Consider the following 15,092-nt stretch of genomic DNA (forward strand, 5'->3'; position numbering starts at 1 on the left):
CGTGGGCACGTCCGACCCTCTGGTCGCGGTCAGCCGCTATGTCGAAGCGTTCAACCGCGGCGACATCGCTGGCATGGAATCGGTGTTCGACTCCGAGGGTGTGATTTTGGACGGCATGGCGCCGCACGTCTGGTTGGGTCCGTCAGCCGCCCAAACTTGGTACCGCGACGTGCTGATCGAAGGCGAACATCAGGGCGCGTCCGGCTACGCCGTCACCCTCGGCGAACCGCGGCATCACGCAGTAACCGGTGATCGCGCCTACCTCGCGATGCCGGCGACGATGACCTTCAGCCTCAAGGGCACCACGGTGACGCAGACGGGCGCATTTTTCACAGCCGCCCTTCGCCGCGTGGGAAACGACTGGCGCATCACCGCCTGGTCATGGACGAAAGGCCCGCAGCAGCAGTGACATCGACAACCAGTGAACTCGAACTCGACGACATTCAGCACATCCTGCTGACCCGCACTCCGGCTATCACCGGACGGTACGAATTCCTCACATTCGACACGCCCGCAAGCGGGCGCGCCTACGTCACCGCGCTGCTTGACAAGGTCCAATCCGCCGCCGATGTCCGTACCACGATGGACACGTCGAACCGCTGGGTCACCCTGGCCTTCACCTGGCAGGGCTTGCGCGCACTGGGAGTTCCCGAGGACTCACTGGCCACGTTTCCTGATGCGTTCCGTGAGGGCATGGCGGCTCGTGCCGGCATCCTGGGTGACACGGGCGCGGCCGCACCGCAGCACTGGCTCGGCGGGCTCGCGGGCGACGATCTGCATGCCATTGCGATCCTGTTCTCGCGGACCGACGAGCAGTACCGAGTGTCCATCGCCAACCACGATGCACTCTTGGCGAGCTTGGACGGCGTACGCAGCCTCTCGCACTTGGACCTCAACGCGACTCCGCCGTTCAACTACGCCCACGATCACTTCGGCTTCCGCGACCGGTTGTCGCAGCCGGTTATGAAGGGCTCCGGCGAGGAACCGACGCCGGGGTCCGGTGCGCCGTTGGCGCCAGGCGAATTCATTCTCGGTTATCCCGACGAGAACGGCCCCGTCGCCGATCTCCCCCAGCCCGAGGCCTTGTCGCGCAACGGCAGCTATATGGCCTACCGCAGACTCGAGGAACACGTCGGCACGTTCCGTGACTATCTGCGCGCGAACTCAAAAGACGCCGACGAAGAAGAACTTCTTGCAGCGAAGTTCATGGGCCGCTGGCGAAGCGGCGCGCCCCTTGTCCTGGCACCTGCGAAGGATGATCCCGAACTCGGCGCCGATCCGATGCGCAACAACGACTTCAACTACAAAGAGATGGATCCGTTCGGGTACGCGTGCCCGCTCGGATCGCACGCCAGACGACTCAATCCCCGGGACACCGCCCACTATCTGAACCGCCGGCGGATGATCCGCCGTGGCGCGACCTATGGTCCCGCGTTAGCCGAGGGCGCGCCCGACGACGGTGTCGAACGTGGTATCGCCGCGTTCATCATCTGCGCCGACCTGGTGCGGCAGTTCGAGTTCGCCCAGAACGTCTGGATGAACGACAAAACCTTCCACGAACTCGACAACGAGCACGACCCTATCGCCGGAACGCAGGACGGCACATTGGACTTCACGGTGCCGAAGCGCCCCATCCGCAAGGTGCACAAGGGAATCCCGGCGTTCACCACGCTGCGAGGTGGGGCCTACTTCTTTCTGCCCGGTATGGGCGGCTTGAGGTACCTGGCAACACTGGGAGCAACATCATGACCACCGCTCGCACTTACAACCAAGGGCACGTCGCGCGCGCGCATGACGGCCGCCGACGGATCAGCATCTACTGGACTTGGAGCTACCCGTGGGAAGCGCAGCGCAGTCCCGGCGAGATGTACAACCGCTTTTCCACCATGACAGAAGTGCGAAACGCGTTGTGGCCCAACTACGAGACGGTCGAGTACGACGAAGCCCACTTCCTGCAGGGCATCGCCGGAACTCTGGAATTGTTCCACCGGTCGACGCTGGCCTTCCAAGATCTCGCCGGTGAGGCGACCGGCCATCCTGTGGCCGTGTTCCAGCGCATCGATCAAGCCGGCTATCAGCTGCCGATCGACGAACGCATCCTCGCCGACACCGACACACTGATGGTCTTCGGTCTCGACCACATCTTGTCGGAACAGGAGGCGACCGCTGACGAGATAGCCGCGATCAGGCAGTGGTTGCAGCGGGAGGGCACCTGCCTGCTGCTGGCGCCGCACCACGACGTCGGCTTCACCGACGACTTCGACCAGCGCGCCGTGGAATTCGCCCACCACGGCGACCCGCTGGTACCCCGCCAACAGCGGTTCGGCCAATACACCCGCTCGCTGATGAAGGCGCTCGACGTACCGGTCCACAACACATGGGGTTTACGCCCGGCGGTTGTCGAGGGCACCCGGGAGATTGCCCCGCTGAACGGATTTCGCGATCTTGACACCGCCCGACTGCTCGACAACGTCACGACCTTCAACTTCCACCCCCACCTACCGCACTACGACCTCACCGCACCCGAGAGCGACGGCCTGAGAGTGTTGGGGAGACAACGCGTGGACCCCCACAGACCGCACCCGTTCACCTCCGACGGCAACACCGAGTTCAATGCCCTGATTTGGATGCCACCTGCGGGTGAGCGAGCCGGCGACATCGTGCTGATCGACTCGACACACTTCACCACCCTCTTCGGCGGCACCGAAAGCCTGCGCAACCTCTGGCACAATCTCGCCGCCATGAGGTAAACGACCATGCAGTTAGTGGCCGGATGACCGGCCTGTTCGAAGTCCTCGAGATGGCCGTTCCAATTGCGACGGTTGTCTTCGTCGTGTCGAGCATGATCTCAATGGGGCTTGGGCTCAAGATCGCGCAACTAGCGGCTCCGCTGAAGAATCCTCGCTTGGTAATGATGTCGGTGCTGGTCAACTTCGTCGCGGTGCCCGCCGGCGCGATCGGGATCACCCGGATACTGCGACTCGACGAGCCCTTCAGCATCGGGTTGCTATTGCTGGGTGTGGCCGCCGGCGCTCCGTTTCTCCCCAAGCTCGCCGAGATCGCCCATGGAAACTTGGCGTTCGCGGTAGCCCTGATGGTGTTGCTGATGATCGTTACGGTGGGCTATCTGCCGCTCGTGTTGCCTTTGCTGCTGCCTGGCGTCTCGGTCGATCCGGCAAGAATCGCGCGATCGCTCGTCGTGTTGATGCTTCTACCCTTGGCGATCGCGCTTGGCATCAACGCGAAGTGGCCCGCTATCGCCGCGCGCACGAAACCGCTGTTCGACGGGTTGTCCAGCCTCGGACTTGTGCTCGTCGTGGTCCTGTTGATCGTGGTCAATTTCAGCAAGGTGCTTTCGGTATTCGGCACCCGCGCCATCCTGGCAGGCCTACTCTTCATCGCACTCGGATACGCCGTGGGATGGGCAGCCGGCGGACCAGGCGCTGACAACCGCGTCGTGCTCGGGCTGGGAACAGCGCAGCGCAATATCGCCGCCGCGCTTGTGGTTGGCGGCCAGAGCTTCAGCGACCCCGGCGTGGTGGTCATGGTGGTCGTCGTCGCGATAGCCAGTCTTCTGGCCCTCCTGCCGTCGTCGCGCTTCTTGGCAGGACGACGTCAGTCGCCGGAGGTGACCACGTGACCGTGAGCGAAAGAAGGGTGGGCGCGGACGGTATCGAACCGCCGACCGCTGGTGTGTAAAACCAGAGCTCTACCACTGAGCTACGCGCCCTTGCAGGGCAAGCTACACGGGCATGACCTGCGACAGGAAATCCGTTAGCCGGAGCGCAGCGCCGCCAGCGCGTCCGTCCACAGCGCCTGATCCCGGGCCTCCCCCGGCTGCTTCATCTCGGCGAAGCGGACGATTCCCTCGCGGTCGACGACGAACGTCCCGCGATTGGCGATCCCGGCGTCCTCGTTGAACACGCCGTACGCCGACGCCACCGCGCCGTGCGGCCAGAAGTCGGACAGCACCGGGAACGTGAACCCGCTCTCGGTCGCCCACACCTTGTGGGTGGGCGGCGGCCCCACCGAGATCGCTAGTGTCGCGGTGTCGTCGTTCTCGTACTCGGGCAGCCGGTCGCGGATCTCGTCGAGCTCACCCTGGCAGATGCCGGTGAACGCCAGCGGAAAGAACACCAGCAGCACGTTCTTCGAGCCGCGGAAGCTGCTCAGCGTGACGGGCTGACCGTTCTGGTCCTTGAGCGTGAAGTCGGGCGCTTCCGCGCCAACCGCGATCACCCTCTCCTCCCCGCGGCCTTCGACTTCGGCTGCACCAGCCGCGTGCCGATCCAGTCGCCGAGGTTGGCCGAGGACGTCTGCATCAGGCCGGCGGTGGGCGCCGACTCGGCGATCTCGGCCGGTTGGACGTGGCCGGGCTTGCCGGTCTTCGGGGTCACCACCCAGATGACGCCGTCGTCGGCCAGCGGGGTGATGGCGTCCATCAGCGCATCCACGAGGTCTCCGTCGTCGTCGCGCCACCAGAGCAGCACGACGTCGATGACCTCGTCGGCATCTTCGTCGAGCAGCTCACCACCGCACGCTTCCTCGATGTCGGCTCGGATGTCGTCGTCGACGTCCTCGTCCCAGCCCAGTTCCTGTACAACCTGATCTTTTTGGATGCCCAGTCTGTGGGCGTAGTTCGGGGCGTCATCCGCCGCGACCACGGTCGGTCCTCCTTCAGCCGGCTCGGGCGCACAATGCGCTCGGCGTTATCTTGCGCCCTATCGTCGCACGAAGCACTAGGCCCGCACGTGACTGGCGGCAAGGTTGGTCAATTATCAACGTTGGTCAGTACGCCGCGTCGCAAAGGTTGAGCGCAGTGGTCTTGGTGTCGTTGAGCCGTGTGATCGCGGCGTTGAACTCGTCGGGGCCGTAGTTGCCCTCGATCGCGGTGGCCACTCCCCTCGCGGCGTCGACCCAGCCGTTGAGCGCGTCCTTGAGTTCGGGGCCCACCGGATCGGCGATGCTGCGCGCGACCATGTCGGCGCTGTGGTTCAGCGCGTCGATCGCCGGTCCGGCCTTGGCGGGCACATCTCCCGCGCTGCGGTTGAACGCGTCGACGTAGGCGTTGACCGCGGTGATCGCGTCGACGCTGGTCGAGCTCAGCGTCTCGCACGACGAGTGGATCGCCTCCTTGGTGATCGACGACTGGCGCTCGGACTCCCTGGCGCTGGAACTGGCGGCCGACTCCTCCAGCGACGCCGTCACCGACGCCCGGTACACCGGCGCCTCGGCCTTGTCGACCTGTGCGGAGCCCTCGGTGACGCTGCTGCAGCCGACGACGACCATGACTGCGGCGGCCGACAGGCCGACCACGAGTGCGCCGATCCGCAGCGGTTTCTGCACCAGCGCACCGATCACCACGGCTGCAGACGTTACCGGGTCGCTCTCTCGATCGCCGGTTCATTCCAGTCGGCAGCCCCGCTGGTGCGTGTGGGGCAGGATGGGAGAAGGATGGGATCCGTCACTCACGGTTCAAGGGCAGAAAACATCTGCGCGAGGAGCGTGAGCACCTCAAACCGCCTACCAAGGAGCGGAAGTTGACCACCGAGTTCGCGCGCCAGGACCTGGCCCAAAACTCCACCACCGCAGCTGAACACGACCGGGTAAGGGTGATCCGCGAGGGCGTCGCGTCGTACCTGCCCGACATCGACCCCGAAGAGACCGGCGAATGGCTGGAATCGTTCGACCAGCTGCTCGAACAAGCCGGCCCCGCCCGGGCACGCTATCTGCTGCTGCGAATGCTCGAGCGCGCAGGCGAACAGCGCGTGGCCATCCCGTCGCTGACGTCGACGGACTACGTGAACACGATCCCCACCGAGCTGGAACCCTGGTTCCCCGGCGACGAGGACGTCGAACGCCGCTACCGCACGTGGATCCGGTGGAACGCCGCGATCATGGTGCACCGCGCGCAACGGCCGGGAGTCGGTGTGGGCGGCCATATTTCGACGTACGCGTCGTCGGCGGCCCTGTACGAGGTCGGCTTCAACCACTTCTTCCGGGGCAAGTCGCACCCCGGCGGAGGGGACCAGGTCTTCATCCAGGGTCACGCGTCGCCGGGCATCTACGCCCGCGCGTATCTGGAGGGCCGCCTGAGCGCCGACCAGCTCGACGGTTTCCGCCAGGAACACAGCCATCCCGGCGGCGGTCTGCCGTCGTATCCGCACCCGCGGCTGATGCCCGACTTCTGGGAGTTCCCCACGGTCTCCATGGGGTTGGGCCCGATGAACGCCATCTACCAGGCCCGGTTCAACCACTACCTGCACGACCGGGGCATCAAGGACACTTCCGATCAGCACGTGTGGGCGTTCCTCGGCGACGGGGAGATGGACGAGCCGGAAAGCCGCGGCCTGGCCCACGTCGCCGCGCTGGAAGGGCTGGACAACCTGACCTTCGTGGTCAACTGCAACCTGCAGCGCCTCGACGGCCCGGTGCGCGGCAACGGCAAGATCATCCAGGAACTCGAATCGTTCTTCCGCGGCGCGGGCTGGAACGTCATCAAGGTGGTGTGGGGCCGCGAGTGGGACGCGCTGTTGCACGCCGACCGTGACGGCGCGCTGGTCAACCTGATGAACAGCACTCCCGACGGTGACTATCAGACGTACAAGGCCAACGACGGCGCCTACGTGCGCGACCACTTCTTCGGCCGCGATCCGCGCACCAAGGCGCTGGTCGAGAAGATGTCCGACTCCGAGATCTGGAACCTCAAGCGCGGCGGCCACGACTACCGCAAGGTCTACGCCGCTTACCGTGCCGCCACCGAGCACAAGGGGCAGCCGACGGTCATCCTCGCCAAGACCATCAAGGGCTACTCGCTGGGCGCGCACTTCCAGGGCCGCAACGCCACCCATCAGATGAAAAAGCTTGCGCTGGAAGACCTCAAGTACTTCCGCGATGCGCAGCGCATCCCGATCAGCGACGCGCAACTCGAAGAGAACCCCTACCTCCCGCCGTACTACCACCCCGGCCCGGAGGCGCCCGAGATCCGCTACATGCTCGACCGCAGGCGCGCGCTCGGCGGGTTCCTGCCCGAACGTCGCACCAAGACCAAGACGCTCACGCTGCCCGGCCGCGACACCTACAAGGCCTTGAAGAAAGGTTCGGGCAAGCAGGAGGTGGCCACCACGATGGCCACCGTCCGGACGTTCAAAGAGCTGTTGCGCGACAAGGAGATCGGCTGGCGCATCGTGCCGATCATCCCGGACGAGGCGCGCACGTTCGGCATGGACTCGTGGTTCCCGAACCTCAAGATCTACAACCGCAACGGTCAGCTCTACACGTCGGTCGACGCCGAATTGATGTTGGCGTACAAGGAATCCGAGGTCGGCCAGATCCTGCACGAGGGGATCAACGAGGCCGGCTCGTCGGGCAGCTTCATTGCGGCGGGCACGTCCTACTCGACCCACAACGAGCCGATGATCCCCGTCTACATCTTCTATTCGATGTTCGGGTTCCAGCGCACCGGCGACAACCTGTGGGCGGCCGCCGACCAGATGGCGCGCGGCTTCCTGCTCGGCGCCACGGCGGGGCGCACCACGCTGGTGGGTGAGGGCCTGCAGCACGCCGACGGGCACTCGCTGCTGCTCGCGGCGAGCAACCCCGCCGTCGTCGCATACGACCCGGCGTTCGCCTACGAGATCGCCCACATCATCGAGAGCGGCCTGAGCCGCATGTACGGCGAGAACCCCGAGAACGTCTACTTCTACATGACGATCTACAACGAGCCCTACGTTCAGCCGCCGGAGCCCGAGGGCCTCGACGTCGAGGGCCTGCTGCGCGGGATCTACCGCTACCGGCCCGCACCCGAGAAGCGGTCCAACGCCGCGCAGATCCTGGTGTCGGGGGTGGCGATGCCGTCGGCCCTGAAGGCCGCCGAGCTGCTGGCCGAGGACTGGGATGTCGCCGCGGACGTGTGGTCGGTGACGAGTTGGGGCGAACTCAACCGCGACGGCGTCGAGATCGAGAAGCAGCGGCTGCGCCATCCGGATCAGCCAACGGGCACCCCGTACGTCACCAAGGCGCTCGCCGACGCCGAAGGCCCGGTCATCGCGGTGTCGGACTGGATGCGCGCGGTGCCCGAGCAGATCCGCGCGTGGGTGCCCGGCACTTACATCACGTTGGGCACCGATGGGTTCGGCTTCTCCGACACCCGCCCCGCTGCGCGCCGGTACTACAACACCGACGGCGAGTCGATCGCGGTGGCGGTGCTCGAGGGGCTGGCCCGCGACGGCAACATCGATCAGTCCGTCGCGGTGCAGGCCGCGGCGAAGTACGAGATCGACGACGTGCTGGCGGCGCCGGAGCAGACCTCGGATCCGGGCGTGGCCTAGTACTCCGGCGGAAGGGACGCGCAGGCGTCTTGGAGGTTTCCTCCATAGCGATGGCGTAACCTTTATAGGTGCCTGACAACCGGTTCGTGCCGCCGAAGTCGACGGTCGAGGTTCTCGAGACCGTGCCGGACTCCGTGCTGCGCCGGTTGCAGCAGTATTCGGGCCGGCTGGCCACCGAAGCGGTGCGCGTCCTGGAGCAGCGGCTGCCGTTCTTCGCCGATCTGGAGGCCTCCCAGCGCTCCAGCGTGCAGCTGGTCGTACAGACCGCAGTCAACAACTTCGTGGAGTGGATGCGCGACCCCGAGAGCAACGTCGGCTACACCGCGCAGGCGTTCGAGGTGGTGCCGCAGGACCTGCGGCGGCGCATCGCGCTGCGCCAGTCGGTGGAGATGGTGCGCACCACGATGGAGTACTTCGAGGAAGTGGTGCCGCTGCTGGCCCGCGACGAGAAGCAGCTGACCGCGCTGACCGCCGGCATCCTGCGTTACAGCCGTGACCTGGCGTTCGCCGCGGCCACCGCCTACGCCGACCAGGCCGAGGCGCGCGGTGCGTGGGACACCCGAATGGAGGCCAACGTCGTCGACGCGGTGGTACGCGGCGATATCGGCCCGGAGCTGCAGTCGCAGGCCGCCGCGCTGAACTGGGACGCCACCGCACCCGCGACCGTCATCGTCGGGCTCCCCCAGCCCGACCGGATCGACCTGGCCGCCGACGACGTCCACGACGTCGTCCGCCGCAACGGCCGGGCCGCGCTGTCGGACGTGCACGGGACCTGGCTGGTCGCGATCGTCTCCGGTGCGCTCTCCCCGACCGACCGGTTCCTCACCGACATGATGTCGGTGTTCGCCGACGGACCCGTCGTGATCGGGCCCACCGCCACCACGCTGGCAAGCGCCCACCGCAGCGCGACCGAAGCCATCGCGGGCATGAACGCCGTCGCGGGGTGGTCGAACGCGCCGAGGCCGGTGTCGGCGCGCGAGTTGCTCCCCGAACGCGCGCTGCTGGGCGATGTGTCGGCAATCGCGGCGCTGGAGACCGAGGTGATGCGGCCGTTGGCCGACGCGGGCCCGGCGCTGACGGAGACGCTCGACGCCTATCTCGACTCCGGCGGCGCAATCGAGGCCTGCGCACGCAAATTGTTCGTTCATCCAAATACCGTCCGGTATCGCCTCCGGCGAATCGCTGACTTCACCGGGCGCGATCCGGCCCTTCCACGTGATGCCTACGTGCTGCGGGTGGCCGTCACCGTCGGGCGTCTGGGACGCCAGCCATACCAGACGAACACAGCGAACATGATCAATGCGGCCCGTCCGGGGCTGCGACCAGCACAGCTCGCCCCTGCTCACGAAGGGGCTTAGATCGCGGGCAGATTTCAGTAAAGTCGCATCACAGGCGATTTTGTGGGGTCTCCACAAAAACATAAGACGAGGTTCATAATCTCTTACACCGCGCAAAACCGTCTTCACAGTGTTCTCTTAAAGAGTGCTTGCACTTCTCGCGCCCGGACAGGGCTCTCAGACACCTGGCATGCTCGCCGCATGGCTGGAGCTGCCCGGCGCCGCCGAGCGCCTCGCCGGCTGGTCCGAGATCAGCGGGCTGGACCTGGCGCAGTTGGGCACCACCGCCTCGGCCGAGGAGATCACCGACACCGCGGTGACCCAGCCACTGGTCGTCGCGGCCACGCTGCTCGCTCATGAGGAACTGACCCGGCGCGCGCTGATCGCCGATAAGCAGACCGTGGTCGCGGGTCACTCCGTCGGTGAGATCGCGGCGTACGCGATCGCCGGCGTCATCTCCGCCGACGACGCGGTCAAGCTCGCCGCCACCCGCGGCGCCGAGATGGCCAAGGCCTGCGCGGTCGAGCCGACCGGTATGGCCGCCGTGCTCGGCGGGGAGGAAGCCGACGTGCTGGCCCGCCTCGAGGCGCTCGACCTGATCCCGGCCAACCGCAACGCGGCAGGCCAGATCGTCGCCGCCGGTGCGGTCGCGGCCCTGGACAAGCTGGTCGAGGATCCGCCGGAGAAGGCGCGGGTGCGCAAGCTGGCCACCGCGGGTGCCTTCCACACGCACTACATGGCCTCGGCCCTCGACGGTTACGCCGCCGCGGCCGACGGTGTAACGAGCGCCGACCCGAACACGACGCTACTGTCGAACGCGGACGGCCAGCAGGTGGATTCGGCCTCCGACGCCATGAGCAAGCTGGTGGCGCAGATGACGCGCCCGGTGCGCTGGGATCTGTGCACCGAGACCATGCGCAAGCTCAATGTGACCGCGATCGTCGAGTTCCCGCCCGCCGGGACGCTCGCCGGGATCGCGAAAAGAGAACTTCGGGGGGTTCCGACGCATGCCGTCAAGTCCCCCGCTGACCTGGACGGGCTCGCCGAGCTCTCATAGCGGACCTGAGCCAGACACAACCACATAAAGATCGTCATTTCCCATCAAGTAACACCACTAATAGAAGGAGCCACCGTGCCCGCCAGTCAGGATGAAATCATCGCCGGTCTCGCCGAGATCATCGAAGAGGTCACCGGTATCGAGCCGTCCGAGGTCACCCCGGAGAAGAGCTTCGTCGACGACCTGGACATCGACTCGCTGTCGATGGTCGAGATCGCCGTTCAGACCGAGGACAAGTACGGCGTGAAGATCCCCGACGAGGACCTCGCCGGTCTGCGCACCGTCGGTGACGTCGTCACCTACATCCAGAAGCTCGAGGAAGAGAACCCCGAAGCGGCCGCGGCCATCCGCGCGCAGATCGAAGCCGATCGGGCATGAGTAGACCTTCCACTGCTAACGGCGGTTTCCCGAACGTCGTCGTGACCGCCGTCACGGCGACCACGTCGGTCGCGGCGGACATCGAGAGCACGTGGAAGGGCCTGCTGGCCGGCGAAAGCGGCATCCGCGTCCTCGAGGATGAGTTCGTCACCAAGTGGGACCTTCCGGTCCGCATCGGTGGTCACCTCGTCGACGCGATCGATGACCACATGACGCGACTGGACATGCGACGGATGTCGTATGTCCAGCGCATGGCCAAGTACCTCAGTGGCCAGCTCTGGGAGACCGCGGGCGCGCCCGAGGTCGATCCGGATCGCTTCGCCGTGGTCGTCGGCACCGGTCTGGGTGGCGGCGAGAAGATCGTCGAGACCTACGACGCGATGAACGAGGGCGGCCCCCGCAAGGTGTCGCCGCTCGCCGTGCAGATGATCATGCCGAACGGTGCGGCCGCGGTGATCGGTCTGCAGCTGGGCGCCAGGGCCGGGGTCATCACCCCGGTCTCGGCGTGTTCGTCGGGTTCGGAGGCCATCGCCCACGGCTGGCGCCAGATCGTCATGGGTGACGCCGACATCGCGGTCGTCGGTGGCGTCGAGGGCGGAATCGAAGCGCTGCCGATCGCGGCGTTCTCGATGATGCGCGCGATGTCGACCAAGAACGAGGACCCCGAGGGCGCCTCGCGGCCGTTCGACAAGAACCGTGACGGTTTCGTCTTCGGCGAGGCCGGCGCGCTCATGATCATCGAGACCGAGGAGCATGCCAAGGCCCGCGGCGCCAAGCCGTTGGCCCGGCTGATGGGTGCGGGCATCACGTCCGACGCCTTCCACATGGTTGCTCCCGCGTCCGACGGTCTTCGGGCCGGCCAGGCGATGAAGCGTGCCATGGAGACCGCGGGCCTCGAGCCCAAGGACATCCAGCACGTCAACGCCCACGCCACGGCCACGTCGATCGGCGACGTCGCCGAGGCCAACGCCATCCGGTCGGCCGGGGTCGAGCACGCTGCGGTCTACGCGCCGAAGTCGGCGCTCGGCCACTCCATCGGAGCGGTCGGTGCGCTGGAGTCGGTCCTGACCGTGCTCTCGCTGCGTGACGGCGTCATCCCGCCGACACTGAACTACGAGACGCCCGATCCTGAGATCGATCTCGATGTTGTTGCAGGCGAGCCTCGTTATGGCGACTACCAGTACGCCATCAACAACTCGTTCGGCTTCGGCGGACACAATGTCGCCCTGGCCTTCGGGCGTTACTGAGCGGAAGGAACTCCTCAGCAGTAATGGCAGGGTTATCGACGGGGGCCGGTTTCCCCAACGTCGTCGTCACGGGCATTGCCATGACGACCGCCCTGGCCACCAGCGCGGACGACACCTTCAAAAAGCTGCTGGACGGCCAGAGCGGCATCCGCAAGCTCGAGGACCCGTTCGTCGAGGAGTATGACCTGCCGGTTCGCATCGGCGGTCATCTCCTCGAGGATTTCGACCACGAGTTGACGCGGGTGGAACTGCGTCGGCTGTCGTATCTGCAGAAGATGTCGACCGTGCTGGGCCGGCGGGTCTGGGAGAACGCCGGGACCCCCGAGGTGGATCCCAAGCGGCTGATGGTGTCGATCGGCACCGGCATGGGCTCCACCGAGGAGCTGGTGTTCAGCTATGACAACATGCGCTCCAAGGGCCTGAAAGCGGTTTCGCCGCTGGCCGTTCAGATGTACATGCCCAATGCCGCCGCCGCCGCGGTGGGATTGGAACGCCAGGCCCGCGCCGGGGTGGTCACTCCGGTGTCGGCTTGCGCATCGGGTTCGGAGGGCATCGCGCACGCCTGGCGCAACATCGTGCTCGGCGAGGCCGACATCGCGATCTGCGGTGGGGTGGAGACGAAGATCGAGGCGGTCCCGATCGCCGGGTTCGCTCAGATGCGAATCGTGTTGTCCACCACCAACGATGACCCGGCCGGCGCTTGCCGGCCGTTCGACAAGGACCGTAACGGGTTTGTGTTCGGCGAGGGCGGTGCGCTGATGGTCATCGAGACCGAAGAGCACGCCAAGGCCCGCGGCGCCACCATCCTGGCTCGGATCATGGGGGCCAGCATCACCTCGGACGGCTACCACATCGTGGCGCCGGATCCGAACGGCGAGCAGGCCGGTCACGCGATGACGCGTGCGATCCAGCTCGCCGGACTGCAGCCCACAGACATCGACCACGTCAACGCGCACGCCACCGGCACCAGCGTGGGCGACGTGGCCGAGGGTAAGGCGATCAACAATGCGATGGGCGGCCACAAGCCGGCGGTCTACGCACCGAAGGCGGCGCTCGGCCACTCGGTCGGCGCGGTCGGTGCCGTGGAGTCCATCCTGACCGTTATGGCGTTGCGCGAGGGCATCATTCCGCCGACGCTGAACCTGCGCAACCTCGATCCGGAGATCGATCTGGACGTGGTCGCCGGTGAACCGCGGTCGGGTAACTACCAGTACGCGATCAACAATTCGTTCGGATTCGGTGGGCACAACGTTGCGCTCGCTTTCGGGAAGTACTGACACTCCCCGGAATCCAGCGCTACAGGAGGAATTGAATGACGACCATGGCGCCCGAGACAATCGGTGAATCGCTCGACCCTCGAGATCCGCTGCTGCGTTTGAGCACGTTCTTCGACGACGGCAGTGTCGAGTTGCTGCACGAGCGTGACCGTTCGGGCGTCCTCGCCGCCGCCGGAACCGTCAACGGAGTGCGCACCATCGCGTTCTGCACCGACGGCACCGTCATGGGTGGCGCCATGGGCGTCGAGGGGTGTGCCCATATCGTCAACGCATACGACCAGGCCATCGAGGAGCAGAGCCCGATCGTGGGCATCTGGCACTCGGGTGGTGCCCGGCTCGCCGAGGGCGTCAAGGCACTGCACGCGGTCGGCCTGGTCTTCGAGGCGATGATCCGCGCGTCGGGCTACGTCCCCCAGATCTCGGTGGTCGTCGGCTTCGCCGCCGGCGGTGCGGCCTACGGGCCCGCCCTCACCGACGTGATCGTGATGGCGCCCGAGAGCCGGGTCTTCGTGACCGGGCCCGACGTGGTGCGCAGCGTCACCGGCGAGGACGTCGACATGGCGTCGCTCGGCGGCCCCGACACCCACCACAAGAAGTCCGGTGTGTGCCACATCGTCGCCGACGACGAGCTCGACGCCTACGAGCGCGGCCGCCGGCTGGTCGGATTGTTCTGCCAGCAGGGCCATTTCGACCGGGCCAAGGCCGAGGCGGGCGACACCGACCTGCACGCGCTGCTTCCGGCGTCGGCGCGGCGCGCCTACGACGTGCACCCGCTGGTCGAGGCGCTGCTTGATGAGGGTGTGCCGTTCGAGGAGTTCCAGGCCAAGTGGGCGCCGTCGATCGTCATCGGCCTGGGCCGGCTGTCGGGCCGCTCGGTCGGCGTGATCGCGAACAACCCGCTGCGCCTCGGCGGCTGCCTGAACTCCGAAAGCGCCGAGAAGGCAGCGCGATTCGTGCGCCTGTGCGACGCGTTCGGCATTCCGATCATCAACGTCGTCGACGTCCCCGGCTACCTGCCCGGCGTGGACCAGGAGTGGGGCGGCGTCGTCCGCCGCGGGGCCAAGCTGCTGCACGCGTTCGGTGAGTGCTCGGTTCCGCGCGTCACGCTGGTGACCCGCAAGATCTACGGCGGCGCCTACATCGCGATGAACTCCCGCTCGCTGGGCGCGACGAAGGTCTACGCGTGGCCGGACGCCGAGGTGGCGGTCATGGGCGCCAAGGCCGCGGTCGGCATCCTGCACAAGAAGAAGCTGGCCGCCGTCGAGGATCCCGCCGAGCGCGAGGCGCTGCACGAGGAGCTCGCCGTCGATCACGAGAAGATCGCTGGCGGAGTCGATTCCGCGATCGAGATCGGCGTCGTCGACGAGAAGATCGACCCCGCGCACACCCGCAGCAAGCTGACCCAGGCGCTGGCGGAGGCACCGGCACGCCGCGGCCGGCACAAGAACATCCCGCTGTAAGCCGGT

General features: G+C 66.5%; 14 protein-coding genes and 1 tRNA gene. 11 read left to right on the forward strand and 4 right to left on the reverse strand.

Annotation, left to right across the window (positions count from 1 at the left end; all coding sequences use genetic code 11):
- Window position 1 precedes the first annotated feature (1 nt).
- From A5752_RS17085 to A5752_RS17100, 4 genes are read left to right on the forward strand one after another with little or no spacing between them, the layout of a single operon-like run.
- Window positions 2-409 carry a YybH family protein gene (locus A5752_RS17085; protein ID WP_067087870.1) on the forward strand — a complete coding sequence of 136 codons (408 nt, stop codon included), beginning with the start codon at window positions 2-4 and terminating at the stop codon, window positions 407-409.
- Window positions 382-1,749, forward strand: a complete 1,368-nt coding sequence (locus A5752_RS17090) for a Dyp-type peroxidase (protein WP_156613943.1) — start codon at window positions 382-384, stop codon at window positions 1,747-1,749. The genes A5752_RS17085 and A5752_RS17090 overlap by 28 nt, the downstream gene beginning before the upstream one ends.
- On the forward strand, window positions 1,746-2,750 hold the full coding sequence (locus tag A5752_RS17095) for a hypothetical protein (RefSeq protein ID WP_067087874.1): 1,005 nt from the start codon (window positions 1,746-1,748) through the stop codon (window positions 2,748-2,750). Before A5752_RS17090 ends, A5752_RS17095 begins: the two co-directional genes overlap by 4 nt.
- A gap of 23 nt (window positions 2,751-2,773) precedes the next feature.
- Window positions 2,774-3,640, forward strand: coding sequence for a bile acid:sodium symporter family protein (locus A5752_RS17100; protein ID WP_067087876.1), 867 nt, complete (start codon window positions 2,774-2,776; stop codon window positions 3,638-3,640).
- A gap of 18 nt (window positions 3,641-3,658) precedes the next feature.
- Here A5752_RS17100 and A5752_RS17105 read toward each other — a convergent pair.
- The 4 genes from A5752_RS17105 to A5752_RS17120 all read right to left on the reverse strand — a co-directional run bounded on the left by A5752_RS17105 (window position 3,659) and on the right by A5752_RS17120 (window position 5,289).
- Window positions 3,659-3,730, reverse strand: a tRNA-Val gene (locus tag A5752_RS17105).
- 44 nt (window positions 3,731-3,774) lie between these two features.
- On the reverse strand, window positions 3,775-4,239 hold the full coding sequence (locus tag A5752_RS17110) for a peroxiredoxin (protein WP_067087878.1): 465 nt from the start codon (window positions 4,237-4,239) through the stop codon (window positions 3,775-3,777).
- On the reverse strand, window positions 4,236-4,664 hold the full coding sequence (locus A5752_RS17115) for a DUF3052 domain-containing protein (RefSeq protein ID WP_067087880.1): 429 nt from the start codon (window positions 4,662-4,664) through the stop codon (window positions 4,236-4,238). The genes A5752_RS17110 and A5752_RS17115 overlap by 4 nt, the downstream gene beginning before the upstream one ends.
- Window positions 4,665-4,788: 124 nt before the next feature.
- Entirely contained in the window at window positions 4,789-5,289 is a 501-nt protein-coding gene (locus A5752_RS17120) for an Rv2240c family protein (RefSeq protein WP_067088081.1), read from the reverse strand.
- A 251-nt stretch (window positions 5,290-5,540) separates the two neighbouring features.
- Between A5752_RS17120 and aceE the strand changes: the two genes are divergently transcribed.
- The 7 genes from aceE to A5752_RS17155 all read left to right on the forward strand — a co-directional run bounded on the left by aceE (window position 5,541) and on the right by A5752_RS17155 (window position 15,086).
- Window positions 5,541-8,330, forward strand: a complete 2,790-nt coding sequence (gene aceE, locus A5752_RS17125; protein WP_067087882.1) for a pyruvate dehydrogenase (acetyl-transferring), homodimeric type — start codon at window positions 5,541-5,543, stop codon at window positions 8,328-8,330.
- Between the two features lie 68 nt (window positions 8,331-8,398).
- Window positions 8,399-9,688, forward strand: coding sequence for a PucR family transcriptional regulator (locus A5752_RS17130; protein WP_067087884.1), 1,290 nt, complete (start codon window positions 8,399-8,401; stop codon window positions 9,686-9,688).
- Between the two features lie 124 nt (window positions 9,689-9,812).
- The gene (locus A5752_RS17135) at window positions 9,813-10,724 is read left to right on the forward strand and encodes an ACP S-malonyltransferase (RefSeq protein ID WP_082963932.1); all 912 of its coding nucleotides are present in this window, start codon (window positions 9,813-9,815) and stop codon (window positions 10,722-10,724) included.
- A 75-nt stretch (window positions 10,725-10,799) separates the two neighbouring features.
- The gene (gene acpM, locus A5752_RS17140) at window positions 10,800-11,102 is read left to right on the forward strand and encodes a meromycolate extension acyl carrier protein AcpM (RefSeq protein WP_064420504.1); all 303 of its coding nucleotides are present in this window, start codon (window positions 10,800-10,802) and stop codon (window positions 11,100-11,102) included.
- A complete protein-coding gene (gene kasA / locus A5752_RS17145; RefSeq protein WP_067087888.1) occupies window positions 11,099-12,349 on the forward strand; it encodes a 3-oxoacyl-ACP synthase KasA in 1,251 nt (416 codons plus the stop codon). Before acpM ends, kasA begins: the two co-directional genes overlap by 4 nt.
- 23 nt (window positions 12,350-12,372) lie before the next feature.
- Window positions 12,373-13,626: a 3-oxoacyl-ACP synthase KasB gene (gene kasB, locus A5752_RS17150; protein WP_067087890.1), complete on the forward strand. Its 1,254-nt coding sequence runs from the start codon at window positions 12,373-12,375 to the stop codon at window positions 13,624-13,626.
- A gap of 35 nt (window positions 13,627-13,661) precedes the next feature.
- The gene (locus A5752_RS17155; protein ID WP_067087892.1) at window positions 13,662-15,086 is read left to right on the forward strand and encodes an acyl-CoA carboxylase subunit beta; all 1,425 of its coding nucleotides are present in this window, start codon (window positions 13,662-13,664) and stop codon (window positions 15,084-15,086) included.
- Window positions 15,087-15,092 lie beyond the last annotated feature (6 nt).

This window comes from Mycobacterium sp. 852002-51961_SCH5331710, assembly GCF_001665535.1.
In the GTDB taxonomy this organism is placed as follows: domain Bacteria; phylum Actinomycetota; class Actinomycetes; order Mycobacteriales; family Mycobacteriaceae; genus Mycobacterium.